The organism is Thermosporothrix hazakensis (assembly GCF_003253565.1).
In the GTDB taxonomy this organism is placed as follows: domain Bacteria; phylum Chloroflexota; class Ktedonobacteria; order Ktedonobacterales; family Ktedonobacteraceae; genus Thermosporothrix; species Thermosporothrix hazakensis.
This window is the reverse complement of record NZ_QKUF01000019.1, coordinates 33,974-57,917: the sequence shown is the minus strand read 5'-3', so window position 1 is coordinate 57,917 and position 23,944 is coordinate 33,974. Positions and strand designations below refer to the sequence as shown.

Annotated in this window: 20 protein-coding genes and 2 pseudogenes; 8 read left to right on the top strand and 14 right to left on the bottom strand. The window is 50.7% G+C overall.

Annotated features, from left to right (window positions below):
• Positions 1–30 precede the first annotated feature (30 nt).
• The 3 genes and pseudogenes from EI42_RS21465 to EI42_RS21445 form a co-directional block, all read right to left on the bottom strand.
• Positions 31–444: an NmrA family NAD(P)-binding protein gene (locus EI42_RS21465; protein WP_111324693.1), complete on the bottom strand. Its 414-nt coding sequence runs from the start codon at positions 442–444 to the stop codon at positions 31–33.
• Between the two features lies 1 nt (position 445).
• Positions 446–595 (bottom strand): annotated as a pseudogene (locus tag EI42_RS35100) (hypothetical protein); the annotation flags it as partial.
• Positions 596–1,855: 1,260 nt separating this feature from the next.
• On the bottom strand, positions 1,856–2,740 hold the full coding sequence (locus EI42_RS21445; protein ID WP_111324690.1) for a LysR family transcriptional regulator: 885 nt from the start codon (positions 2,738–2,740) through the stop codon (positions 1,856–1,858).
• A 230-nt stretch (positions 2,741–2,970) separates the two neighbouring features.
• Between EI42_RS21445 and EI42_RS21440 the strand changes: the two genes are divergently transcribed.
• Positions 2,971–4,248 (top strand): MFS transporter, encoded by a 1,278-nt coding sequence (locus EI42_RS21440; protein WP_111324689.1) that lies wholly within the window; start codon positions 2,971–2,973, stop codon positions 4,246–4,248.
• A 362-nt stretch (positions 4,249–4,610) separates the two neighbouring features.
• Here the strand turns inward: EI42_RS21440 and EI42_RS21435 are convergent, their stop codons facing one another.
• The 7 genes and pseudogenes from EI42_RS21435 to EI42_RS34450 all read right to left on the bottom strand — a co-directional run bounded on the left by EI42_RS21435 (position 4,611) and on the right by EI42_RS34450 (position 13,146).
• Positions 4,611–4,982, bottom strand: a complete 372-nt coding sequence (locus EI42_RS21435; RefSeq protein ID WP_111324688.1) for a hypothetical protein — start codon at positions 4,980–4,982, stop codon at positions 4,611–4,613.
• Positions 4,983–5,175: 193 nt separating this feature from the next.
• Positions 5,176–5,502, bottom strand: a pseudogene (locus EI42_RS21430) (isochorismatase family protein); the annotation flags it as partial.
• A 286-nt stretch (positions 5,503–5,788) separates the two neighbouring features.
• Positions 5,789–6,700, bottom strand: a complete 912-nt coding sequence (locus tag EI42_RS21425; RefSeq protein ID WP_170142805.1) for a glycosyl hydrolase family 18 protein — start codon at positions 6,698–6,700, stop codon at positions 5,789–5,791.
• A 254-nt stretch (positions 6,701–6,954) separates the two neighbouring features.
• On the bottom strand, positions 6,955–9,507 hold the full coding sequence (locus EI42_RS21420) for a hypothetical protein (RefSeq protein ID WP_111324685.1): 2,553 nt from the start codon (positions 9,505–9,507) through the stop codon (positions 6,955–6,957).
• Positions 9,508–9,597: 90 nt separating this feature from the next.
• A complete protein-coding gene (locus tag EI42_RS21415; RefSeq protein ID WP_111324684.1) occupies positions 9,598–10,713 on the bottom strand; it encodes a hypothetical protein in 1,116 nt (371 codons plus the stop codon).
• A 242-nt stretch (positions 10,714–10,955) separates the two neighbouring features.
• On the bottom strand, positions 10,956–12,053 hold the full coding sequence (locus EI42_RS21410; RefSeq protein ID WP_111324683.1) for an HBL/NHE enterotoxin family protein: 1,098 nt from the start codon (positions 12,051–12,053) through the stop codon (positions 10,956–10,958).
• A gap of 958 nt (positions 12,054–13,011) precedes the next feature.
• Positions 13,012–13,146 carry a hypothetical protein gene (locus tag EI42_RS34450; RefSeq protein ID WP_281279015.1) on the bottom strand — a complete coding sequence of 45 codons (135 nt, stop codon included), beginning with the start codon at positions 13,144–13,146 and terminating at the stop codon, positions 13,012–13,014.
• 23 nt (positions 13,147–13,169) lie between these two features.
• Between EI42_RS34450 and EI42_RS21400 the strand changes: the two genes are divergently transcribed.
• From EI42_RS21400 to EI42_RS21390, 3 genes are all read left to right on the top strand, one after another.
• A complete protein-coding gene (locus EI42_RS21400) occupies positions 13,170–13,433 on the top strand; it encodes a hypothetical protein (RefSeq protein WP_111324681.1) in 264 nt (87 codons plus the stop codon).
• Between the two features lie 520 nt (positions 13,434–13,953).
• Complete coding sequence (locus tag EI42_RS21395; protein WP_111324680.1) at positions 13,954–14,484, top strand: dihydrofolate reductase family protein; 531 nt, start codon at positions 13,954–13,956, stop codon at positions 14,482–14,484.
• A gap of 762 nt (positions 14,485–15,246) precedes the next feature.
• Positions 15,247–15,678, top strand: coding sequence for an NUDIX domain-containing protein (locus EI42_RS21390; RefSeq protein ID WP_211326295.1), 432 nt, complete (start codon positions 15,247–15,249; stop codon positions 15,676–15,678).
• A gap of 57 nt (positions 15,679–15,735) precedes the next feature.
• Here EI42_RS21390 and EI42_RS33415 read toward each other — a convergent pair whose 3' ends face one another.
• Positions 15,736–15,921, bottom strand: coding sequence for a hypothetical protein (locus EI42_RS33415; protein ID WP_211326294.1), 186 nt, complete (start codon positions 15,919–15,921; stop codon positions 15,736–15,738).
• A gap of 1,104 nt (positions 15,922–17,025) precedes the next feature.
• Here EI42_RS33415 and EI42_RS21380 point away from each other — a divergent pair.
• Positions 17,026–17,439, top strand: a complete 414-nt coding sequence (locus EI42_RS21380) for a VOC family protein (RefSeq protein WP_111324679.1) — start codon at positions 17,026–17,028, stop codon at positions 17,437–17,439.
• A 262-nt stretch (positions 17,440–17,701) separates the two neighbouring features.
• Here the strand turns inward: EI42_RS21380 and EI42_RS21375 are convergent, their stop codons facing one another.
• On the bottom strand, positions 17,702–18,718 hold the full coding sequence (locus EI42_RS21375; RefSeq protein WP_111324678.1) for a zinc-dependent alcohol dehydrogenase: 1,017 nt from the start codon (positions 18,716–18,718) through the stop codon (positions 17,702–17,704).
• A gap of 453 nt (positions 18,719–19,171) precedes the next feature.
• Between EI42_RS21375 and EI42_RS21370 the strand changes: the two genes are divergently transcribed.
• Positions 19,172–20,242, top strand: a complete 1,071-nt coding sequence (locus tag EI42_RS21370; protein ID WP_170142804.1) for a LacI family DNA-binding transcriptional regulator — start codon at positions 19,172–19,174, stop codon at positions 20,240–20,242.
• 16 nt (positions 20,243–20,258) lie between these two features.
• On the top strand, positions 20,259–21,572 hold the full coding sequence (locus EI42_RS21365) for a glycoside hydrolase family 140 protein (protein WP_111324676.1): 1,314 nt from the start codon (positions 20,259–20,261) through the stop codon (positions 21,570–21,572).
• A gap of 95 nt (positions 21,573–21,667) precedes the next feature.
• Here the strand turns inward: EI42_RS21365 and EI42_RS32710 are convergent, their stop codons facing one another.
• Complete coding sequence (locus tag EI42_RS32710; RefSeq protein ID WP_170142803.1) at positions 21,668–22,132, bottom strand: nitroreductase/quinone reductase family protein; 465 nt, start codon at positions 22,130–22,132, stop codon at positions 21,668–21,670.
• Between the two features lie 75 nt (positions 22,133–22,207).
• Between EI42_RS32710 and EI42_RS33410 the strand changes: the two genes are divergently transcribed.
• Positions 22,208–22,435, top strand: coding sequence for a hypothetical protein (locus tag EI42_RS33410; RefSeq protein WP_211326293.1), 228 nt, complete (start codon positions 22,208–22,210; stop codon positions 22,433–22,435).
• Positions 22,436–23,095: 660 nt separating this feature from the next.
• Here EI42_RS33410 and EI42_RS21350 read toward each other — a convergent pair.
• Positions 23,096–23,935 carry a GH12 family glycosyl hydrolase domain-containing protein gene (locus EI42_RS21350; RefSeq protein ID WP_111324673.1) on the bottom strand — a complete coding sequence of 280 codons (840 nt, stop codon included), beginning with the start codon at positions 23,933–23,935 and terminating at the stop codon, positions 23,096–23,098.
• Positions 23,936–23,944 lie beyond the last annotated feature (9 nt).

The following is a 23,944-nucleotide window of genomic DNA, read 5'->3' as shown; positions in this document are numbered from 1 at the left end:
CCCGACTCGTTAAACCACTCATACATACGCTCACCTCCCGACGGAAGCTCCACAAAACGGGTCGGTTTTTCCGGTGATACACTCCGTAGTTGCCGCGATCTGCACTGGCGTGAGTTCATCACCGGCCCGTCCTACTTCTTTTCCCAGAAAGCACCCAGGCTGATCGAAAACGAGGGCGGCAAATGCTCCGATATCATCAGTAGAGACCATCCGTAAAACAGTAGCAGCATAGATGCCCAGGAGGGATAGTTCATAGGAGCCATCGAGCTGCGTCATTGTCAGGAATGGAAGATTGCTCATAAAGAAGACCGGGCGCAGGATGGTAGCAGGCAGCCCAGGTGCTCGAATATGCTGCTCAACTTGCCATTTGCTCTCGAAATGAGCGATACCACTTCCATGCTCTACCCCATCGGCCGATAAGTAGACCAGATGAGAAGCTTCCATGTCATGCGCAGCACCAGCCTTGCCCTGACACGCCTCCGCCTCCAGGTCCTCCTTTTAAAAATGTCTGAACGCTAAAAACACCGTACACACCCTCCATCGCCTGCCGCAATACAGCCGGGTCATTCAGATTGCCCTGTATCAGTTCAACTCCCGGGCCTGCAACTGCTGTGCTTTAGCTGACTGGATATCACGCACCAACGTCCGTATCTGCCAGCCACGCTTCTGTAAATGGTGGACCGTCGCACTTCCCTGTTGTCCTTTACCACTATTTTCTTATTCATCTCTTTAAATCCTTCTCTCTATTATTCAACTTTTGTTTGCGCAAGAAGATAGATATACTCTATCATCCGGGAAGAGCTCTGTATATGTCCCTTCGGACGATATTCTTCCTGGAAAAAGCAGCAAGCAGACACGGCAAAATGACCAGAACGCCACCCTGCCTATTTTGCCAGGGTGCGCTGTGGCTATTGAACTCTACGCATTTATTTGAGTCTTATTAAAAGAAGAGCTGTATTTCATATCTTACCAGAATGGAGAAGAAAAGAAATATGAAAGAGGCTTTTCTGCGGCATCATTCTAAGACGGCTCTGGCGCGACAAGTGTCCTCTCTTCGCGCCAGGATGCGAGAGAGCCATGCGGCCGGAACGAGGGACACGGCTCGTCCGCCAACTCAGGATCGCACTGCTTCGCGCGAAGAGCAAGGTGTGGGGCCAGGCATCCGTTGCAAGCCATCAGGAGGCTGTTCACACAGTTCCAGGAGCCGACAGCGCACCTACAGAGAGAAGCAAGGCTGCCGGGGAAACAGGGAGGCGAGAAGCGCACCGAAAAGCCATCCAGGGGAGTGTAAGCGAAGCGATCCCACCCCGTTGTGACCTGATTTTGTGAGCAACCAACCGCATTAGTGATCTGCCGCAGCGACCAGTTGGCCGCAGGCGAAGCACGGCAGACGGCTGAAGCCAGCCTGCTCCACAGGACGCCTCACAGATTCATTCTGAAAACAATCTTTCTCCCATCTAACACTTGTATATTCAGACATCACGATTTCATTCTTTTCTTTACACGTGTTACTTGTTGTACAATCAGCACAGGAAACCGCAGCGTGCCGAAAGCGGGAAATTATACACTCTTCTCTGGGTGTGAATATTCACAATCTGCCTGGTGCTTCCCATCCACAAGGGGGAGTGAATCATACAACAGGGCCTTCTGGTAAAAGCCTTAATTCAACCGTACTCCAGACTGATTAACAGAGCGTCACCTGCGGGTACACTGCCATCATTATTGCTTGGACTGTCATCCAGCCTCTTACCTCACAGGTAAGGGACAAGCCTCCGGCTTCAGCCGGGGCACTTGACATACCTGTTCGTCGCTAGAGCTGACACGTTTCGCCCGGCCGTGGTACTTTTCGTATGCATTATTTCTGAAGATGGGCGCGCAAGAATGCCAGAAGCTCTTGTTGGGGACGACCAAGATGGCATTCTTCGGGAGGAGAAACAAGGCCAACTGGCACACGTAAATCAACTCCCTGGAGCTTGCGTACAACTGTTTGACTGGGAGGTGGAGTCACTGCGACACCGGGAAGCAGTGCGATCCCTAATTCCCCTTGAACAGCTTGTTTGAGTATTTCTATACTTCCCATCTCGATACCAGAAAAGGGATTGATTCCCAGGGAGAGCAAGGCATTCTCAATTACAGCACGATACCCACAACCACGGTCCGTTAAGAGTATTCGCTGACCTTTCAGATCTGTAGCCTCAAGAGGCTCTTTGTTGACCAGAAAATGGTGTGCTGGAAGTAATACTCGCAAATCCTCAAAAAAAAGTGGCTCGAAGGTTAACCCTGTCTGCGCTTCAGGGGGAGAGCTGATAGCAAAATCAAGCTCGCCAGCCTGTACACGCGGATTCACGAGGGCTGCATTGCCTACCTCCAACGCCAGTCGGAGTTTTGGAAACGTGCGCGAAAAGGTGATGAGCAATGGAGCCAAACGAAGGCTCGCTGTTGGTTCGATCGCTCCGAGGCGGATCTGCCCGGCTTCCCCTGTAATAATCTCTCGCATCGTCTGTTGTAACGCTACCGCGCGCTGCCTTAAAACCGCAGCTTGTTCCCATAAGACCTTTCCCGCCTCGGTCAACTGCATCTGTTTCCCCTGACGAGCAAACAGTTTTACGCCGAGCTCAGCTTCAAGTTGTTGCACATGAACCGTGATTGTGGATTGAGCATACTCAAGTTTCTCGGCTGCTTTTGCGAAGCTCCCTTCCTTCACGATAGTGAGGAATGTCTCTAGCTGGCGCAGTTCCATCCATTGCCCCCTTCTTCCTTCAATTTTTTTGAAGGATACGTTCGTTTACTTTATGTTGACAAATATATGCTCTCCCTCTATGCTTGTCAAGAGGAAAGCGCGTTTCCACATTCTATCCAGACAGGACACTGTTTGTAAGCAAAGCTCTTGGAGCGTAAGGTGTGGAAACGCCCGGTTCAGTCATGTGAACACCTGTGAGTCGCTCACGATTATCAGGAGAACAAAAATATATGGAAACATGTGAAAACAAAGTGAAAGTTGTCCCTGAGGAGACAGCTAGACCGAAAATCATGATGACAGGTAGAGCATTAAAGAGGTCTTCTGCTGTTTCTCCTCTCTCTTTGTCACATCTGGTAGTGATAATGCTGGCCATTACATGCGGTGTTGCTGTTGCCAATGTCTATTATGCTCAGCCACTTCTGGCTTCGATGGCACATGATTTCGGAATTCCCGAGGCATCCATTGGCGTTGTGATTACCATTACACAGCTCTGTTATGCGTCGGGATTGCTATTGCTTGTGCCTTTAGGTGATCTTGTGAATCGTCGTCTGCTGATTGTGTGCCAATTACTCCTGTCTGCATTGGCTCTGGCGGTGGTAGCCAGCACCTCCATTTTTCCCATGTGGTTAGTAGGTATCGGAATTGTCGGTCTGCTGGCTACTGTGACGCAAGCAGTGGTTGCCTGTGCGGCAGCTCTGGCTGCTCCTGCTCAACGAGGTCAGGTGGTTGGTCTGGTCACAAGTGGTGTCGTGATTGGTATTCTGCTGGCACGAACAGTCGCTGGCACGCTGGCAGATCTTGCCGGGTGGCGTTCGGTCTACATCGTCTCTGCGATATTAGCGCTGCTTATGGCAGGCATTCTGTTCCGAGCCCTCCCATCCGATAAAACGGCGAAAGCCTCTCTCTCTTATCCACAATTATTGCGCTCAGTCTTCGTGCTCTTTGGGCAAGAGCCGCTCTTACGTATTCGCGCCATCATCGCCATGCTGATTTTTGCCGCATTCAGTACCTTGTGGACTTCAATGACCCTTCCTCTCAGTGCTACACCATTTTCCTTTTCGCACACCGTGATCGGAGCATTTGGCCTTGTCGGAGTGGCTGGCGCATTGGCGGCAAAGCGTGCAGGATCGCTTGCAGATCGCGGTTTAGAGCAATGGACGACAGGCATAGGGCTGGCTCTGCTGCTTGTATCCTGGTTACCCATCAGCTTGCTTAATCATTCTCTGCTGGCTGTGATCGTTGGAATCATCCTGTTAGATCTGGCAGTGCAGGCAGTCCATGTAACGAACCAGAGCATGATCTACCGTCTGCGGCCAGAGGCGCTCAGCCGACTTGCGGCCAGCTATATGATCTTCTATTCGATTGGGAGTGGAACCGGTTCGATCGCCTCAACGCTGGTCTATGTTCGTGCCGGTTGGATTGGTGTGAGTGTGTTGGGAGCAGCAATCAGTGCCGTTGCCCTCCTCTTTTGGGCGTTGACGCGCTCTCGGGCCCGAGTATCGAAATAGAACAAGACAGCATGCCCTGGCGCGGCCATAAACGGGCTCCGCCGCGCCAAAGGCACCGCTATCCCTGATCAGCAAAGCTGTCAAAGCTACTATCACTTGAGTGTCAACGCGATACAACCAACCAGTTTGCACGAAAGGCCGTGGTGCCAGCATGAACGTTGCGTTTTTACAACAAAGTGAAACAGCTCTCCTCTTCTGCATCTACTGTAGCAGGACATCGCCCACACGAATGAAGATCAGTGGAGTTGACAGCAGCTTCTGTCGTTGCAGAACCGGGGGCTCGCGCTTGCTTGAAGAAATCAAAGTGTGTCTGCAAAAGCAGCCGGAACGTTTGCAAGAGACACGCGCCATCCAGAAGAAGATCAGACAAGAGAAGCGCAGCCAGTTGGGCGCAGGCCCTTGAACAAGGAGCTGCTCGGAGGAACACCTTCGAGAATACAACGCAACCGAACAACACGCACACGCTGCTTCTCATCAAACATACTGGTCTTCAGGGGAAGTGGCAGGGCCGTCCACGCTGGATCAGCCTGATCCAACATCAACTGGTGATCTGCCAGCAGGATAAAGCTGACCTGCCGATCCTTCTTGAGGCGCTGTATAATCTCCTGCTCAACTGGCTGGGTAGTGGCCACCTTGATCTCCAGATTGTGGCTGGTTTGTTGCGGAAAGATCGTCGCACGAGCCGTATTCGTCGCCTGGATAATCTTCGCAACTCCGACACTGTCAGCATTCAATCAGCAAATGATTCCCTGTCCGCATCGCGCCCAGAGATTGACCCATTGCTCTTCTCACAGAACTCTGAGCAACAACTTGAAGCAACAGGTGGCGCGGTCGGTTTCCACGTCGCTTCACGCGTCACTGGCTTCCTGCTCTTCCAGCCGAGCTCCTTTCCTGTTGTATCTCTTCAGAAGAGAGAGGAACGCATTCAATGAGTTTCTTTCGCCCTATCTTCTTTACCTCGTTGAGCACGTTTGAATCTTCCCAACAATTCATGGTGGTGCGATCAATCGGCGTCTGGTTTGGGAAAATCTCCAGTAATTGTGGAAACAGCTTTCCACTAAAGCTCTCGGCTTCCACCGTTGTCAGAATGGTCGGCACCTGAAACACGCGCAGCGCACGGGCCAGCCCTACCGTATTATTCAGCAGCGTCTGATCGTCGATGGAATGGACAGCAAAAGCCATTTGCGGCTGATAGTCAACCAGGATCGCCGTACAATTCCCGGGAGTTAGCAAACTATGAACTTGATTTGGCATCTATTTTGCTCCTATTCTCCGGTTTTCAAAGAGGATAAACCTCATGACAATACATACTCCAAAATGGAGTGTGTTGCTGAAGCCCGCAGCCACGCAAGAGAGGAAGGAAGCGCCTTAAAAAGGAGAACATATACTCCTTCTCGCTCTCTTCTCACCGCGACACGTCCTTCTCCATTGAGAGAGAACCGTTTTTGCAGGTTCTCTCTCATCTGACAAACGGTTTGGCACAACGAACTATATGAAAAGCGAAGGGATAGTTGGTTGACTTCTTCTCTTCCTTATCTTCTCATCTTCTCTTCGCGGCCTGCTGCACCGCTTTTTTCTGCTCTTCACCCTGTGTGCTTTGATCCTTCAGCGCGTTCTGAAGCGCCGTCGCATACTCTTTGACAGTTCCCTTCTTATGCTTTTTGATCCACTCATACTGCCAGAGAAAGCCTCCTGAGATGCCCGAATACGTTTTTCTCAGGTTTTTGAGATTTGACAAGATATCATTTGGTGCTGCCTGATATTCTATGGTGTACCCCGGAACAAGAAAAGCCTGGGCATCGGTCACAACCTTCTTGACCTCTTTCTCCCAATCAGCGTAGTTGGCTCTACCATATAACTGCAAGTTCCACCAGGCAAATAGAGGCTTCTTTGATGAACTTGTTTGCTTGAGAATATCGAGCCAGTAATTTCGCTCTGTGTATGGAGCTGCGGTGACCGTCAGCCCCTGCTTCGCTCCCCAGTTTACAAGATCGACTAAGGTCGTCTTGCACTCCTCATAATCGTTCTCGATATCGATATCAAACCCATCTATTCCAAGCGTGTTCTTCCACGTCAGAAACTGCTGCTTAAACTTCGCAGGATTTTTCTTGATTGCCTGGAAATCTTCCGTTTTCCATCCGCCAATAGAAAGCAACACCTTTGATACTTTCTTCGGCTGCTTCATGGTTTTGATAATGTTCGGCAGAAACGATTGTGTCTTTGCCAGCGATATATTGTTGTACCAGAAGGAACCATCATTATGGACATGTAGAAAGGCTAAAATGATCGTTCCAAAGCCAGCATCGCCCAGTTCCTTAGCAGCAGCTTCCATCTCCTTTAATTGGTCTGGCGACGGATTTTCTTTATCAAAGATATCTTGCACATACAGGGCTATTTTTTGAGCTTCAGCTTTGCGATTCTCTCCCTCATTTTTCTGTGTGTTTACTGACACTGTTTCTTCCTTTCTCTTGACGCATACACTGAACGAGAGCACTATTTCGCCGAGAATCCCGGTGCTGAGCATTCTCGCTTCCAGTGCCTCACACAGCGTCGCTACCAGCTTGCAACTCACTTGCTGGCAGCGAGAAGCGCTCCATACACACGTCTCCTCGCTGCCACTCTCGTTCCAATCAAGAAGGTCTTGCTGGTGAGAGCCTATACTTTCCTTCAGACAGAGTCCTCTCAGGAAGAATCAACCCAATCCCCTCACTCACTCTCTTGAAGCATCTGAAAGATCACTTCTACCTCTTGCTCCATTTCTTGCTCACTACTCTTCCCCTTATCCCCGGCTGAAACCACCCATTCCAGACGAAGAGCTGAGAGCTGATCGAGGGGAAGGTCATTCTTATTCCCACTGAGTCGAAGATTCCAGGTAGTAAAGGGCGTTGGTTGATAGTAATACTTCTGCTGGCTGACCTCTATTTCGCCATCTGTTGTAATGATCCGATCCAGTCCAAGTACCGTATCCCGAATCACCTTTGCATTAGGAGGATCGCTCTGCTCCTTCGGTCGGTATTCAAAGACCAAGCGCCAGGGAGGAACGGCAAAGGTATAGTAGTCTATGCCTGCATTCTGGTACTTACGATCCATCGACAGCCCGGCAACTTCCAGGTAGAGCTTGAGATGTTGCTTGACCTTAAGAGGAACACCTTCGAGAATACAACGCAACCGAACAACACGCACACGCTGCTTCTCATCAAACATATTGGTCTTCAGTGGAAGTGGCAGCGCCGTCCACGCTGGATCAGCCTGATCCAACATCAACTGGTGATCCGCCAGCAGGATAAAGCTGACCTGCCGATCCTTCTTGAGGCGCTGTATAATCTCCTGCTCAACTGGCTGGGTAGTGGCCTTGATCTCCAGATTGCGACTGGTTTGTTGCGGAAAGATCGTCGCACGAGCCGTATTCGTCGCCTGAATAATCTTCGCAACAGCACTCTCGAATTCACCGGCGCTCTGGAGGGCAGAAGGCGATTTCTCTGGCTGAGAGAGCGTCTCATAGGCAAAAGCAGACCGATATGCCTGGAATGCAAGAAAACACCAGACCGAGAGGTAGAGACGGCTCTGGAAGAGGCATTGCAGCAACAGCGTGTTATTCTTATTCTGCTCATTCAATTCATCAATATACTTCTGTAAGCGGCCTGATTCATTGGTATGCACCCGTTTTTCCAGGAGCAGCAGCAGTTCTTCCTGCTCAGCCTTAATCACCTCTGCCTGCTCTGCTAACCGCGCTTTGCCGTAAATGGCTAACTTCTCCAGTTCCTTCTGGTACGTTCCGACAATCTGTGGTGGACGGGGAGGACCAGGATCGTCAAGGATGAATTTCATCACCGCTTTCATGTCCACAACGAATGCATCCCAATCCGCCAGTCCCCCAATTAAATCGACCGTTGCTGGCGGCACTTCAGGAAGTCTGGTCTCCTTTCCTTTGATGACCTTTCTAGCATTTTCAATCTGCTTCATCATGACCGCAAGCTTCTTCAGCACATCAACGATCTTCGCAATGATCTCTTTCAATTGCTTCAATTTCTGAGCCAGCTCGTTTGTTTTCTTTGCCGCTTCCACCACTTTCTTGCCTGCCTCTACCCCTTTCGCTGCTGCCGCTCCACTGGTGGCACCACCCGTCACCGCCGCAGACGCTGCCGCTGCCGCAAAATCAAAGACCGCGCTCGCAGCAGCAATCAATGCTTCCCGCTTTCGCGCCTCCATCCATGTCTTAATATCTTTCTGAAACTGCTGATCCAGCGCTTTAATTGTCTTCTCTTGATTCTGAAACTTCTTCTTCATATTTTCCAGATATTCTCTCTTTTGCTTTATCTCTCCCTGAATCGTCTTCAGCCGCTGGTCATATTTTCCCACAACATCCTTACTTTTCTCCAGCATCAAATTTCCTGCTGCTTTTCGATCGGCAACCGATTTTGCCGTATTCATCACTGTCTGGTAATAGCCTTCATAGGTTTTCAGAGCTTTGAGAATCGCTTCGACTTCTTCCTGCTGCGCCTGCTGCGAAAGTACCGGCACAAGGATGGTCTTCGCAGCAGCAAAGGGGGGATAGTTTGCCAGGAAGTTTGAGCTATGCAAGTAGAGGTCCTGGGCATCTTTGTCCTTACCCGCTTGATACAGAGCACAGATCCATTTCACTAATGCCTGACCGGCTTCCCACTCCTCCTGCTTCTCACTGGCGCAAACAATCGCTGCGAGCTGAAAGAGGGTACTCGCAAAGCGAAAAAGTGGCTCTCCCCATTTCATGTACTCTTCGAGTTCATATTCCTTCAAGGTTTCCTGCTGGATCTTCCCATTGGCATAGGAGACCTTCACTCCCAGAGCAGTAAAGTCTTTCTGCTCCAACTTCACCGATTTGCTTCCCGCCTGAATCGTCAGGCTTCCTGTCAACTGCTGTGTATAAATTGAGTGCTCCGTATCGGGGTTGTTCTCAGGGAGCACCAGCGTTCCTCCCGCTTCCACCTCGATGGTGCGGCTACAGATCATCACATGCACATCCTTATCGATTTGGGGCACCGTTTTGGGAATCACCAGCCGATCCATATAGAGCACAATAGCGACAATCCCCGCCGCTTTTTGCTTCTCTTGCAGATATCGCTCATAGACTGGTTTGAGATTTCCTTCAAGCTGACGAAACACCAGGAGGCCTTCATGACTCCGAAAGATCTCCTCTGTTCCTGGAAGCTGATACTTCTTGACAAGCTCCTTGTAGTTGAGCGTAGGAATTGTTGTCGTGGAAATGGTCGCAATGCTCATGCCAATCTCCTTCTCCATCCGCGACGCAATAGTCAGGAAAGGAGAGTTCCGGATTCGAGAAGAGGAACTCTCCTGCTTGCCCTTACAGTACTATCCAACGGCCTTGAGTAAGGCATCAATGGTGGGATACCAGGTAACCCCGGATGAGTAAGCATCATCGCGATACGCTTTCGCCTTGTCCCTCAGTGCTTCCCACTGCCTGATCGCGCTTTGTACTGCCAGCTTTGTGAGAATCTTGCTGATCTCCTTCACCCCCTTACTATTGAGGGTGTTAAGAAGGGTGTCAAAGTCCTTACATAGCGTACTCCAAATCCCCGCCATCGCTTCCAGTTCCTTCAGCGCCTTCCCAATAAGCGAATTCACCTGAGTGATGCTTGCATCAACCGCTCCCGATATCGTCAACGCTCGAAAAACTGAATTTTTCTCACTTTGAGCCTTTTCAAGATTCGCTCTACACGCTTTCAGCTTATCGATGGCGTTTTTCACCTGTTGCGTGTATGCCAACGCTCCAATAGTCCCGGAGCCAACCAACTGAAGCCCTTTCCAGAAGCTCGGTTTCAGTGTTTCTAACGCCTTTTGGTTCTCGGCCTCTAACTCTTTTTGTGCTTTTTCCACCTCTTTATTCAACTTTTCTAATTCCCGGCTTTGCTTCGCCAGCTCTGTTTTATATTCACTTTCCCTTCTTACGAGCGCCCCCTGGTCTTTTTGTGTCACACTTAAGAACGCCTGAACCCCATTATATACACCTTCCGCTGCATTCTTAAATTTTTCTGCTTCTTTCCTCCTATCATCAAGAATTTCCTTAATCTCGCTCTTTGCATCATCTTCCTTCTTTTTTCCATCTTTCCATTCCTGAATTATATCAAGGATACCTCCATAGTAATCCTTCGCATCATTCCCATACGCGACAATATCTCCAGCCAGGAAAACACTCTTATCATAGGTACCTTCCTTTGGCTTCAAAAAGTCGCTACAATGTGTATTGATCCCCTGATATGTCCCTAGTAACAAGTTATGCTTACTGTTGACCTCTGCTTCTGAAATCCCAAGAAAGTCTGCCAGCAATTTGGCTGTATTCGGTAGGCTCCGCCCCTCATACAGGTAGATCAACAGGTTCGTAAATTTACCCTCTTGCAGCGGCAAATAATCCACCGAGGGACCAAGAATTTCTTTTTTCGTTTGCGTTTGGGTTTTCGTTTGAGCCATGATCTTTCCTTTCTTCATCCTTTTGTTTCACAGATTGTCTCTACTCGGGCACCGGTTTCATTTCAACCCAATGCCTGATGAGCAGACGAACGGACGAGATTTTTTACTTCATGCAGTCTCTTCCAGACCGCTCCTCCGCTTCCACCTCCAATATGCTTCATGAACAGCAAGAATGACGCCCTACTTAGCATCGGAAGGAAGGCTTTAAGCTCTCTGTCCTTGTTGCGACTAACATAGTCCCCTTACCCGACAGCCTTGAGCAGGTCATCAATCGTGCTATACCAGGTCGCCCCATGTGAATACGCATTTTTGTAATACTTCTCTGCTTTATCCTTAAGCGCCTCCCACTGCCTGATTGCGCTCTGGACCGCCAGCTTCGTCAGAATCTGGCTAATCTCCTGCATCCCCCTACTGTTCAGCTTGCTCAGGAGAGTATCAAAATCCTTACTCAACGTACTCCAGATCCCTATCATCTTCTGCAATTCTGGTAATGCCTTTCGCAAGTTATTCTGTGCGTGCGTAACAGTTGCCACAATCATTCGCGAGAGCGTCAGTGCTCTAAAGTACTTGTCCTGCTCATCCTGGGCCTTCTTTAACTTTTCCTTTGCTTCGCTTAGCTTCGCTATGGCATCTTTGACCTCCTGTGTATACGCGTATACCCCCAATCCCCCAACACCTACAAAGCGTAATGCCTGCCAAAAGCTCGGCTTCACTTTCTCAAGCACAGCTTGATTCTTCTCTTCTATTTCCTTTTGTAGTTTTTTCACTTCTTCATTTAAATCAGCTAACTTCTTATTTTCCTTCATCAGTTTTTGATTATAGTGGCTTTCATCTGACTCCAGAGCCTTTTGGTCTTTTTGCGTAATGTCCAGGAAAGCATGCACTCCTTTATACACAGCTTCAACGTCTCGCTGATATTTTTGAGATTCCTTTTTCCTTGCTTCTAGAATATCTTTCACTTTCTGCTTCTTTTCCTGTTCCTTACTCGGTTCTTTCCTCCACTCATCAATCAATTGCAAGACTTCATTGTAGCTCTTCTTCGCTTTTTCACTATAGGCCACAATATCTTTTGCAACATTCACACTTTTTTCGTAGGTTCTATCCTTACCCCCAAAATCTTCACAATGTTCCCTGAGCGCCTTAAAGTCATAAAGCAAGGATGAGTGATAATAGAGGATTTCATTCTTTGTTGTCTTCATAAAAGAAGCCAACGATTCTGGTGTGTTGGGCAATTTCATCCCTTCATAGATGTAGGTCAGCAAGTTCGGAAGTTTGCTCTCTTGTAGTGGCAAGGCCTCAACTGTGGGGCCAAGAATGACTTTCGTTTGTGTCAGTGTCATAACGTTCCTCTTTTCTTCTCGCTTCTACCTCATTACCGAAAACGAGCACTATCCATCGGACCAAACCAGAATAGCTTGCAGTGCTCTCAGCAGGGAGCAGTCTCCCAGGTACCCGAAAGAGGATCTGAAGCCAGTCCCATCAAGCATACGCATTCTTAAGATAGCAAGAAATGACATGATCCATCAAGGACATCCGTATGTATGTACTATAAATCACTCTTATCTCTGGACCATGTTGCAACAAGAAGCGCACCAGTGACAATTGCAATTTGAGCGCTTCTCATCCCTTCATTCATCCAGGCACGCTGTCGTAGCCGCTCCTCGCAGAACAGACAGAATCTTCTTCAGGCAAGGAAGCCGAGACGCTCATAGACCTCTCCTTGCTCTGTTTTCCTCCTCAACTCTTTTCTCTCTACGCTCATCTCCCCTCTTTTCGTTTCGTTGAAAAGCTATGACCTGACATGCAAGAGAGACGCCGCGCTGCAACAGACACGCACCAAAATAGGATGCTAAAACGCGTAGCTTCGCTTGTACCTCTTTTTTTATGTAAAGGATGCAGCCTTTTCGTCGAGAGGCCCGTTGATCCACTGCTCACAATTGGTGATTTGCGTCAGGCGTTAGACAGCGTTTTCTCCGATACGCACCATTGGGAAGCGCGACAGCGCTATTCCCTTCCCCTTCTCTTACTCCTGCTTCCTTATTCCCACTCCCTCTTTATTTTTGCTTCTTATCTCTCTATTATCTTCTCCCCTTCTCCATTACCACCAATATGATACCGCACACACATCTCGTGCCTTCCCCTTCTCTTGTCCACTTCACTCCCCTTCCTATCCTCGCTCACTTCACTTTTCTGAATGCTCAAGCATCTCTCGTGTCTCTTCCTATGGCTCGTCAGCATCCTCGGTTCGCACCTCGTCGTCATCGTCACCAGCACGTGACACCCGCTTCTCAGGGAGCATCATCGCCCCTGCGGCTGCTCGAAGCAGAACTCCACCGACTCACTCAGCGGACGCGAGATCTGAAGGCTGCGTTGCAGCAAGCTCACCACCGCCTCCAGCACGCCAACAGGAGGCCCAGGCTTAACGCAGCGCACAGCTTCTCGCGCTTCGTGAGACCGTGCGCACGCTCTATGAGCGCCTGCACATGCAGATCCAGCAGGAGCACGCCTTCTGGCAATCCCGCATGCGCCAGCCACTGGCCAGCACATGGCTCGCCTTCTTCGGGAGCTTCATCGGGGATCAGGGGAAGCCTGAACGCCCTCTGGGAACCCGCATGCGGGCACACAGCACCCGGGGAGCGACCGGGACCATCTCTCAACGTCCGTTCTGGCCAGAGACGAACGCTGAAGAGCTTCCCATGTCTCTCCCTCCCAGATGCTAGCGAGAGCATGCGTGCTCATACTCCGGCATGAGCCCCACCTGCATCTGCACAACCATCTCGTCTGCCCACCCAGGTCCCTTTCTCCTGATCAGCCAAGCCACTGCTTCCTGTCTCCTGGCACAAGCAGCACTGGCATCTACACGCTAGTCTCCTGCGTCCATCCCTCTCCAGAACCGGGCAGCATCCCTGTCCGGCTCTAGAGAGCCTTCCCTCCTCAACAAGACACCTCACCATATGAGGCTTGAAAGGGGTACGCACTCAAATTGAGCAAAAGAAGTTGGTGTCATCGCCGAGATCGAGAGTGGGCCTCTTATCTTTTCTAGGAATGGATGCTGACTGTAGGGAGCGAAGAGCAAGATCGGAGAAGTTTTTTTCGAGGGGAACGGGTAAGATTGGGAGAAGGAAACATCCACTTATACTCTGGAGGTGTTATGGGAAACGTTATTATCGGAACGACAATGCCTCTGGACAGGTTTATGCATGACCGCACGGATGTGCCGCGTGAAGAAAGGCTGTAAATATGGCTAAGTTAGTGTTCGGAATGAACCAGTCCCTGGATGGCTACGTTGACCATATGAAGTTTGCGCCAAGCCCCACGCTCTTCCGCCACTTCATCGAGGAGGCTCAGGGGCAGGCAGGCAGTATCTACGGCCGCCAAATATATGAAATCATGCGTTACTGGGATGACGATCATCCTGAATGGGATGCAGAGGAACACGCCTTCGCGGCGGCGTGGCGGAACCAGCCGAAATGGGTCGTCTCGCGCTCATTGAAGTCGGTCGGCCCCAATGCCAGGCTTGTTGAGGGTGATCTTGAGCGCGCGATCCGCGAGCTGAAGGCCGGACGCGACGGGGAGATCGAAGTTGCTGGCCCGAACTTGGCGCACAGCCTCACCGAGCTTGGCCTGATCGATGAGTATCGAATCTACCTGCACCCCGTCGTACTTGGTCACGGCAAGCCATATTTCGCCGAACCCCGACCACCGCTCCGCCTTATAGCTCACGATCGGATTGGCGAGGATGTGATCAGGTTGACCTATGTCCCTGCTTAATCTCGCGACTCGCCAGATGGAAATCGCCACTGAAGTCTGGTCTCGGGTTGAGCCCAAAGCGACGGGGACGGCCCGCTTTTCAATACGAGGTTCCATAGTAATTGAACCTAGAAAGAAAATAACTCGTCGTTGAAGAATCTTTCCCTCTAAAGACTCGTCATGACTGGGAGTTGTACAGTATCTCGCAGCAAGGTTTGGGCTAGTTCTCACCACTGATGGTATTTCGTAACTCAGAAACCTCCCATGTATGAGCTAAAAAAACGCGTTCGGGAGAGCAGATGAGATCGGAGCGGCCAGCAGGCTCGCAGCGAGAGCGACAATGATAGTGGACGTGTAAGTCAAGGGGACCTGCCGAACCATGGTGGACCAGGGAGACGAGAGGAGGGCGAGGACGCGTGAAAAAACAGAAAGACCCGACCCCAAAAGCGTTCCATGCTACTGCGTTTGCCCAATTCCTTCCTCCCCGGGCCGGCGGAGGATCGGGAAGGCACCAACGATACGTCAGATGCACAGCCAAGCTGCACAAAGCTAGCAGATGCAATGCATTGATGAAGGTGGGGGCATCACTATGCAAGGCTGGACCGCGCCCTCGCTTGCGCTCTATGATATGCTGGTGGGACGGGTGCCGCTTGGTCGATGATCATAGATATCATAAGCTGATCTGCCTTCAGGCGAGAGCAAGCCTCGTTTCTGATGAGCTTATCCTGCTCGGTCAAGTTGGAAGCACCCTCATCTAAAATAGAGACAGAAAGAGCATCCAAAATGGAGCAAAAGATTCGGGATCACCATATTGCCGTGGTGCTTGTCATAGATCAGCAGGGCCAGCTGTTGATGCAGCACCGTGATGGCACTGCAAATCCGTGGCCGCACAAATGGGGCCTGCCGGGAGGCGGGATTGAGCCGGGCGAAACCCCGGAAGAAGCAGCCCGCAGGGAGCTGGAAGAGGAGACAGGCCTCAAGGTACATGGCAATCTCAAGCTGTTCTGGGAGAGCATCCTTCCTGCTAACCCACTGCCAGGAGTTTATCGTCAATGGCATGTCTATTCTGTCCAGACCCAGGCCCGCCAGGAAGATATTGTCCTGGGTGAAGGGCAGGCTATGGTTTTTACGCCGCTCGAAAGAGTGCTTGACCTGGATTTGATTCCTACTGTAAGACTGATTATAGAGCGCTTTCTGGAGCAAGCAAACCAGTAGGTAACCACGAGGAAATCTCTTCTTAACCTATGGCCAGCAGGATCATTCCCGCCAGAATCACGCGCACGCTCCCCAACCTTCGCCAGCTCTATTTCTCCGCCAGGAACGGATTTCGTGCAAGCCCGCGCCGGCGTGCTCGGCGGTGCCATAGATCCCACCAGCGGATACATGAACACGCGTGCCTGGCGTGCGGCTACTCGATCCGGCAACGGTTGAGAGGATGAGTGCCGTCCAGACCGACAAGACACGGATATGTGAGCTTCCACCAGAACTTTTTCTTCCGACAGACCGCTCCTTCTACATGTCGCTCGGGTTCTAGTGAGCCAGCCCACCAATGCCCTGGGTCGGACCCGCCTCGTTCGGTCACTCCGGCTCCGGCGGATCGGTTGCCTATGGCGCCCCCGATGCTGGAGTCGGCTTCGGCTATGTCACGAATCCGTGGTCATTCCGGATTGGCAAACCTGGCCGAGGCAGTCAAGACCTGTCTCCGGGTCACGGTTACCGCACCTGACACACAGATTTCCCTGATTCCTTTTTGGCCTATCGCTATGCTGGCCGGAACAGAGAGATCATCTGATTTAACAAATGAGTTGCTCACCACGCCTACTATGAGTAGCACAAGCCTACCTTCTTATATCTTGCACGATCAGAACAGCAAGGAGTTCGGTTGTCACATGATACTTTTCACTCCTGCTCAAGCGATGCATCAGAACCAATAAGAGCACACTAGCCAACACTGCTCACCATACTCTGAGAAGAACAGCAAATCTCCCTCATCCGTAGCCCCTGCCATCAAACAGCTCACTGAAACGTTTCTGAAACATATCGAAATCCCCCAGGAGCAGCCTTTCCCACTTGATAGCAAGGAACATATTTCCAGTTTGTGGGAACTTCCAATTTTTAGCCTCGCTTGAACCTCAATAGCTCTCGCTCCACATGTGTGGCACAAGCGTTTAGCGAAGCCAAACGTCACAACTGATCCGAGTTTCAATCCCTTCATCGGAGACATTAGTACTGTTCTGATGTTCCTCACAAGTTCTCAATTCCTCTGAAAATGAACTTCAATCCTTTTGGCCTTCTTAAAAAGAAGAAAGTTGTGTAGAAAGTATCTCGTATGATATACTCAACATATATTGTTCGTTCTGCTTTCTTCTCTTTACAGAACTAGCTGCTCAGGCCCTGAAAAAAAAGATTTAGACATATATTACAAGAATAAGGCACACTCCTCCCTTCAAAAAATCCAGAGCTGTTCAACGAGAACAAGAAAATCTGGCGAGGAATCTCGGCACCTGGTAGCAGGTGCGTGTATGATCGAGATTGGGAACAAAGCATACAAGGAGAATCAAAATGAGTCTTCCTATTCTAGGGGTTGATAACATCCTCTTTGCCATCGGAGATCTCACGCAGGCACGAGCCTTTTATGAAAAGGGCCTCGGATTTCCAGTAAAATTTGTAATAGCAGAGGCTGGCGTGATCGCCTATCAACTGGGAAAAGAGGAACCAGGGCTCTTGCTACGTGTCCAGGATATTGATCCTGCCCCCCCACGCACCACACCTCGTGTATGGCTGGAGGTAGCCGATGCGCGTGCTGCCGCCCGACAGCTAGAGGCCACTGGTATTCCTTTGCTCAAAGAGCCCTGGGAGGTGAGCACTGGATGGATTGTTGAAATTGCCGATCCCTGGGGCAATGTAATTGGATTGACAGATTATCTCAAGGCGCCGCAAAAAGCAAGAAAAGCCTTTGGATCTGAAGAGGGGTGAACAGAGGTGTTTTGCGCGGCGGCGTTTCGGACGCTACGAGGTGATCGCTTTTCTCACAGTCCTCTTCGGCAATGCAATCATTGACACTCCCCGGGGCACAAGCCCGGAGACTTTTCTTTCAGCCAGCGTGCTAGCGAGCCGCCGCGGTGCGACGACCCGTAGGGCACGCTGCCCAGAAGCGCTCGACGAGACTCCCTACTTGCCCTGCCCGCAGCACAGGAAACCGGGGCCGAAAGCGGAAAACCATCCAATATGTCGGATATCATTCAGGAAGCGATGTCCAATCTAAGATTACCCCCATTGCGTTTTCTCGCTTCTGCAAAAGCAATGCATAGGCTTCTGGTGCCTGGGATGGAGTATATCGATGCGTTATTAGATCCGCAACACGCATATCACCGCGCTGGACATAAGTAAAGAACAACCGCGCCATCTGCTGATGATCCCAGTACGCATGATCCGTTGAGAGCGCAGGAGGATTCGTATCATGGGCACCTATAATCTGCAAGCCTCGGGTAATCACCGCCCCGGTCAAATGCTGTCGGGAGGGCATCCCGGTATCACCAAGCAATACCAGCCGACCAAAGCGACATAGCAGCCCTTGAGCTGCCTCAAAGGCAGCAGCCACCCCGGTCACATCATAGACGACATCTGCGCCTCGTCCCTCAGTCAGCTCAAGCACAGCCTCCCGCGCATTTGCAGCATCCATTGCCAGCGTCATTGTAGCTCCGTGCGCCTTTGCCATCGTTAACCGCGTTTCAGCCATATCGATCGCAATAATATGGCGTGCCCCAAGCAAGCGCATATACTGTACTACCAACTGACCAAGCAGCCCTAAACCGATTACTACCACATTCTCGCCAAGCACATGAGAGGCTCTACGCACCCCATTTTGCACAATGTTCGCCAGACCAAACCAGGTCGCTTCCTCGTCCGAAATCCCATCCGGGATAAGGTAAAGGTCAGAAGCCTCTGCCAGAGTATACTGCTGATGCGGCTTACGCAAGGCCACTCGCTGCCCTGAACGCACCCATGAAACCTGTTTACCAATCTCCACAACAGTACCAACCAGGCTGTATCCAGGAGTAAAGGGATAGCGCACCCAACGATCCCAATGTGAATTGGCTTCAAAGTTTCGGCTTAAACAGATCGTCTCTGTTCCCGTACTGATAAGAGACTTGCGTGCCTGAACAAGCACCTGAGCAGAGCCGGGCGCTGCAACCTCGGCATTTTGAATTTCAACTTGATTTTGTCCGGTAAAGAGAATACGTACAGATCGCATAGATTTCCTTTCTCATGATCCAGCATTTATGAGCGCTCTACAGAAAGTGTGTCCGACAGGATCTCCTTTCATGCTTCCAAAGGGCACCAATCATCCGGCGATATACCGGGCCGTGACAGACAGGCTCTCTCCAGTAGAAAAGCGCAACGATGCAGTCTCCGGATGGATTTCCAACCAACTCACTACCACTCAAGCTCTTTTTCTCTTCTCCTTTTTGACGCGAAGCCCTCTGCCTTTACAAGATGTTATCGATAACCTATACTGTAAATAGGTAAGCAAGCAAATGTTATCGATAACACCGAGTGTACAGAATTTCACTTTTCCTGTCAAGTCAGAGAATATAAGCTTTGAGAGGAGATAACGATAACAGATAGAGAAACGAGCCATACGCCACAGCGCATTTTTCTGCGAGATAAGCCTTCACTACAAGCCTACAAGATGAGACAGCATCTTATGAATAAGAAACAAGTCACCTTAAAAGACGTTGCCCGGCTCGCCGGAGTCTCCACGGCAACTGTCACCCGAGTCCTCCGCAACGAGAGCCTTGTGACAGAAAAAACGCGGAAACGGGTCGAGCAGGCAATTCAGCAGACAGGCTACCGAATCAACATAGTTGCCCAGGGCTTACGAGCCCGGCAGACAAAAACAATCGGGCACATTCTTCAGGGAACAGCTCCCAATCCTTTCTTCATTGGAGTCGCACTGGGAGCCGAACAAGAGGCGTTATACCATGGCTGGTCTATTCTGGCCTTCAATGTGCAACACGATCCAGAGCGCGAGCGGTCAGGTGTCGAGACCTTTATCCAGCGGCGTGTAGATGCTATTCTCTTCACCACTCCGCTCTGTGAAGAAAACGTCCGGATCGCTTTAGAGGCGGGATTGATGGTCATACAGGTAGAGCGTCCTACAGCGTTGTCTACACCAACGGTCACGGCTGATAACTATGCGGGCACAGTTGAAGCCATTGAGCATCTCATTACCCTGGGGCATCGTCGAATTGCGTATCTTGGTGAAATCCCTCCCGGTCCAGCCGAACGCAAAGCCCAACCTTATCGGAACAGGATTGAGCACGAGCGCTTCGCTGGCTATTGCGATACCCTTGCACACCATCAGATCCCACTCGATATTGAATTGATCATACTGGACCGCTTCTATACATCCGCCGATAATGGACTTTCAGCGGGGTATCATGCAATGCAAAAGCTCCTTCGAAGCGGAAAACGACCTGATGCCGTCTTTGCCACCAGTGATATTATCGCTGCCGGGGTCTTACAGGCACTCTACGCAGTACATCTCTCGATCCCTGAAGATATCTCTGTTGTTGGGTTTGATAATACCTATAGTCCATATCTTTCCCCTCCACTCACGACGGTTGAGCAGCCTATGGAGCAAATGGGAAGAGCCGCGGTGCAGATGGTGATACGCCACTTTCAGCAGCACCAGCAGGAAGAGCCAACTCACATCCGGCTTACTACTCGCCTGGTTGTCCGCGGCTCAACTGGACCCCGAAAACGTCTTTCGTGAAAGGAGCAAAATACATATGTTGACCATCGCGTCCCGCCATTTTGTCGCGAATAATCAGCCTTTTTTCTACCTCGCCGATACAGCTTGGAACGCCTTTGCTGTGGCCACAGAAGCTGAATGGGAAGAGTACGTAGCCTATCGCAGCGGGCAGGGCTTTACTGCTCTACAACTTTCCTTCTTGCCTATTCTTCACGATGCCAGCATATCGCCCGAGACATTCTTTCCCTTTGAATGCAAGGCAGATGGAAGCTTTGATTTCCTGCACCTTAACGACACCTACTTCCAACGTGCAGAACGTATGGTTGCACGCGCCGCTGAATATGGCCTGACGTGCGCTATCGCCTTGCTCTGGTGCAACTATGTTCCAGATACCTGGATCTCACAGCAGCACCCGGAACATGTCATGCCCTTCGACGCGATTACCCCCTACGTCACAGCAGTTGTAGAACGCCTAAAGCCCTATCACCCTGTTTACCTCATCAGCGGTGATACTGATTTCCGCAGCGAGCAGACGACGAACTCCTATCTGAAGGCGCTAACCACTGTCAAACAGCTCTCCCCGAATGCTCTCACCTGCTTTCACATCAGCCCATATGCCGATCTCCCTGACTCCATCGTCGCCACCCCTGAACTGGACTTCTATGTCTATCAATCCGGGCACCGACGCGAAGAGCAGCATTTGCCCTACACACTGGCAGAAAAATTCTCTCGTTTACAGCCTGCTCGTCCTGTAATCAACAGCGAACCCTGTTATGAGGGACATGGCTTCGGTGGCGAATATGGCCGGTTTCACGCCTTTGATGTCCGCAAGGCATTCTGGCAAAGCATTCTCTCGGGGGCTTCAGCCGGGTTTACCTATGGAGCACATGGCCTCTGGTCCTGGCACCGTCAAGGAGCTACATTCAACAATGAGCGCTGGTCTCAAAGACCTTTCACCTGGAAAGTGGCGCTTCAGCTTCCAGGTGCCTCCGATGTCGCTTTTGGAAAATGGATTATTGAACGCTATGACTGCTTTGAGCTGGTTCCGCAGAATGAGCTCCTCGCCTCTCCTTCTGAGGAGATACGGCTTGCCATGACGCCGGATCACCGCACGTTTATGATCTATGTCCCCTATAGTGTACCGATACATCTGCACCTTGATCTCAGCACGTATCACGTTGAGGGCCTTCACCTGAGTACACGTACTCTTTTCAGACCTCGCTTGACTACCACGCCGACGCAATCGACAATCGAGATGCTTGATGCAAACGCTGACTATCTCCTTATTGGCAGGCGACTCTCATCGAGAAAGGCAGACCCGGCTACTTCTCAAAGCTTTTTTACGCAATAGTCCTACCTTCCGCAGCTACTGGGAATGGGGAGGGAGTGCAAGAGATAGGGTATTTGCGCTCCCTCCTCCACAAAAAATAAGACATCGATCAAGAATCAGTTCAGATGTATACGTACCATTGCGATGATCTGAGCCTTTGCCCGCAAGGATTCCGGGCGGGGACGCTGCTGCTCATCAACCTCAATTTGAAAAGCCCGAGCGACAATAGGAGCCTCTTGAATATACTGCTCGAGCGCAGGAACAAGCGTATCCACGTCATCATGAATAACCTCTGCCCGACCGTGCAGGGTTTTTCCTTGCAGGCGCAAGGTCACTTCAGGATTGGTAAGCAAATTCTTCCACCATTTGTGGTCGGTAAAACAGAGAATGGTATCACCTTTGCGCTGGTAGCCAACCGGTGTGGTAAAGATCTTGCCGCTCTTTCGCCCACGAAACGAGATCAGCATCAGACGTTTGCTGAAAAGGCCATGCAAAGGCGTACCCAGGATGAACTTCGCCAGGTTATTCATAACCGGTGATGGTTTACGCGCTTCAGCCTGTTTAGGCGCTTCAGTGCTCATTTTTGCTTTTTCTTCCCTCCTTTCTTGACATACCTCCGCTTTTGATACGGAGAATCCTTTCTTCATCCAGCCCGCTTGCACGCCCTCAGATTCCGAGAACGCGAAGAGGCGGTCTGTCCAGAAGCGTGTGCGAGTCGCGCCCATCAGTTCCGTGTGCCCTATAGTACATGCTACCGCTTTCATCATGTTACAGAAAGCGGCATTGTGCTCACAGTTGAGCACCACACCACAGGCATAATGGAGGTTCGCATGCTCAGGCATTTCTGGGCGGCGCGCCGCACACTGAACACCACTGACTGGTGAACTGAGGGGCCATGGTGCATGGCTCCATACGCTTTCACGCCTCGGAGAAATGTTCCCCAACCAGCGTAAATGTTCATTCCGCCTTCATACTATGACAGGTAGATTATACACAGATACTTCCTATTTGGACAGTTCCTGAACAAATACAAGTAGAGTTGACTCCCCCCTCTGGCAAAGTTGTCATCAGCTCTTTTGAACGCGAAATGCCTTTCTGCTTCACCTGGTAGATACCATAAGGGTTCTCCTGCTTCTTTTTTCTCAGTAAACGCCTCTTCAGCAGGGCTCATCCTCACACCTCGATCCACCTCACTCTATACCATTTTTTCAGCATGAGAAGCAATATGATCCGGGAAAAGTGAACACAAACGAGCGCTCTAAAAAATAAGAGCGATGTTTTTGAAAGTGGCCACAAAAATAGAACATAAACCATACTACGAGCACAAGCAAGACCAAGGGCCTGGGGAAGGCGCCAATAACTCAGGCAAACTATTACCGTCAGCCCAACAGACACAAACTACATGTCCCTCTGGACTGACCGGGGAGATTACAGCTATTACTCCAGAAAGTGGCAATACCCGGGACATTTTAGCTGTTTTGCAAACTACCAGAGAAAAAAGAGCCGGAGCACGCACAAACAGCGCACGTTCTCCGGTCCTGTGATCACGAGATGTCAACGGAGAAGAGATCGGTCGCAAACCAGCCATTGCCATACCAGATTTCGCTTCCGGCTTGAATGCTGGTTAGATACCGAGCATTGGGGACACGTTCAACGCCATCGGGCAAGCCCCACTGAAGATACATCAGAAAATCCTTAATGTTCAGGCCGTCGATCTGTGTAGTTGTCCCCTGGCGGATAAATTTCCAGAAAGTCCAGCCACCGCGCGGGCTCTGAGCATTGGAGGCCCAGTCTTTGTAGACATCCCAGGTCGCCCCACCAATCGTCACCGTCGCGATATGGGTGCCGTTATGCGCGCCTGTTTCCTCATCTGTCCACCAGGGCCAGATCATGATCTCATCAGTGGGCCAATACCAATCGCTCTCATCATGCAACCAGAGATCATACGCGGCATCAGCCCGATATGAGCTACCACCATTCATCCGAAAATGCCAGCTTGTGACGACATTTTTGTTATCCCATAGATGCACCGGTAGGCCACTATTGTTAGACCAGCTCCCCCATTGCCAGCCACACACAATGCTGGGCCAGGCTTTGATATGCCAGGCATCATCAGAAAGCACATTCCACCAATGGAAATCGGTTGACCAGGCTCCCGAACCGTCCTGACTCGCATCATGGGTGATGCTTTGATAGCCATCTCCCCAGTTGTTGTACTGTTTCCCCCACTGGTTGTTCTGGACAAAGTACTTCCCGAACGCAATCGTGTCATTCGGTCCGGTTCTGGTTTCGGCCAAAGCGGTTGCAGTCGGCACAAACAGCGCACAAAGCAAGGCCAGACAGATCATACCAAACATCCCGAGTTTGTGACGAAAAGCGTACATCAGCAATGC

Bases quoted from the DNA above. Each gene is read 5' to 3' on its own strand.
- EI42_RS21350 (WP_111324673.1), bottom strand. From the start codon at position 23,935: ATGTACGCTTTTCGTCACAAACTCGGGATGTTTGGTATGATCTGTCTG.
- EI42_RS21440 (WP_111324689.1), top strand. From the start codon at position 2,971: ATGGAAACATGTGAAAACAAAGTGAAAGTTGTCCCTGAGGAGACAGCT.
- EI42_RS32710 (WP_170142803.1), bottom strand. From the start codon at position 22,132: ATGAGCACTGAAGCGCCTAAACAGGCTGAAGCGCGTAAACCATCACCG.
- EI42_RS21380 (WP_111324679.1), top strand. From the start codon at position 17,026: ATGAGTCTTCCTATTCTAGGGGTTGATAACATCCTCTTTGCCATCGGA.
- EI42_RS21370 (WP_170142804.1), top strand. From the start codon at position 19,172: ATGAATAAGAAACAAGTCACCTTAAAAGACGTTGCCCGGCTCGCCGGA.
- EI42_RS21365 (WP_111324676.1), top strand. From the start codon at position 20,259: ATGTTGACCATCGCGTCCCGCCATTTTGTCGCGAATAATCAGCCTTTT.
- EI42_RS21445 (WP_111324690.1), bottom strand. From the start codon at position 2,740: ATGGAACTGCGCCAGCTAGAGACATTCCTCACTATCGTGAAGGAAGGG.
- EI42_RS21390 (WP_211326295.1), top strand. From the start codon at position 15,247: ATGGAGCAAAAGATTCGGGATCACCATATTGCCGTGGTGCTTGTCATA.
- EI42_RS21395 (WP_111324680.1), top strand. From the start codon at position 13,954: ATGGCTAAGTTAGTGTTCGGAATGAACCAGTCCCTGGATGGCTACGTT.
- EI42_RS21375 (WP_111324678.1), bottom strand. From the start codon at position 18,718: ATGCGATCTGTACGTATTCTCTTTACCGGACAAAATCAAGTTGAAATT.
- EI42_RS21420 (WP_111324685.1), bottom strand. From the start codon at position 9,507: ATGAGCATTGCGACCATTTCCACGACAACAATTCCTACGCTCAACTAC.
- EI42_RS21465 (WP_111324693.1), bottom strand. From the start codon at position 444: ATGGAAGCTTCTCATCTGGTCTACTTATCGGCCGATGGGGTAGAGCAT.
- EI42_RS21410 (WP_111324683.1), bottom strand. From the start codon at position 12,053: ATGACACTGACACAAACGAAAGTCATTCTTGGCCCCACAGTTGAGGCC.
- EI42_RS21415 (WP_111324684.1), bottom strand. From the start codon at position 10,713: ATGGCTCAAACGAAAACCCAAACGCAAACGAAAAAAGAAATTCTTGGT.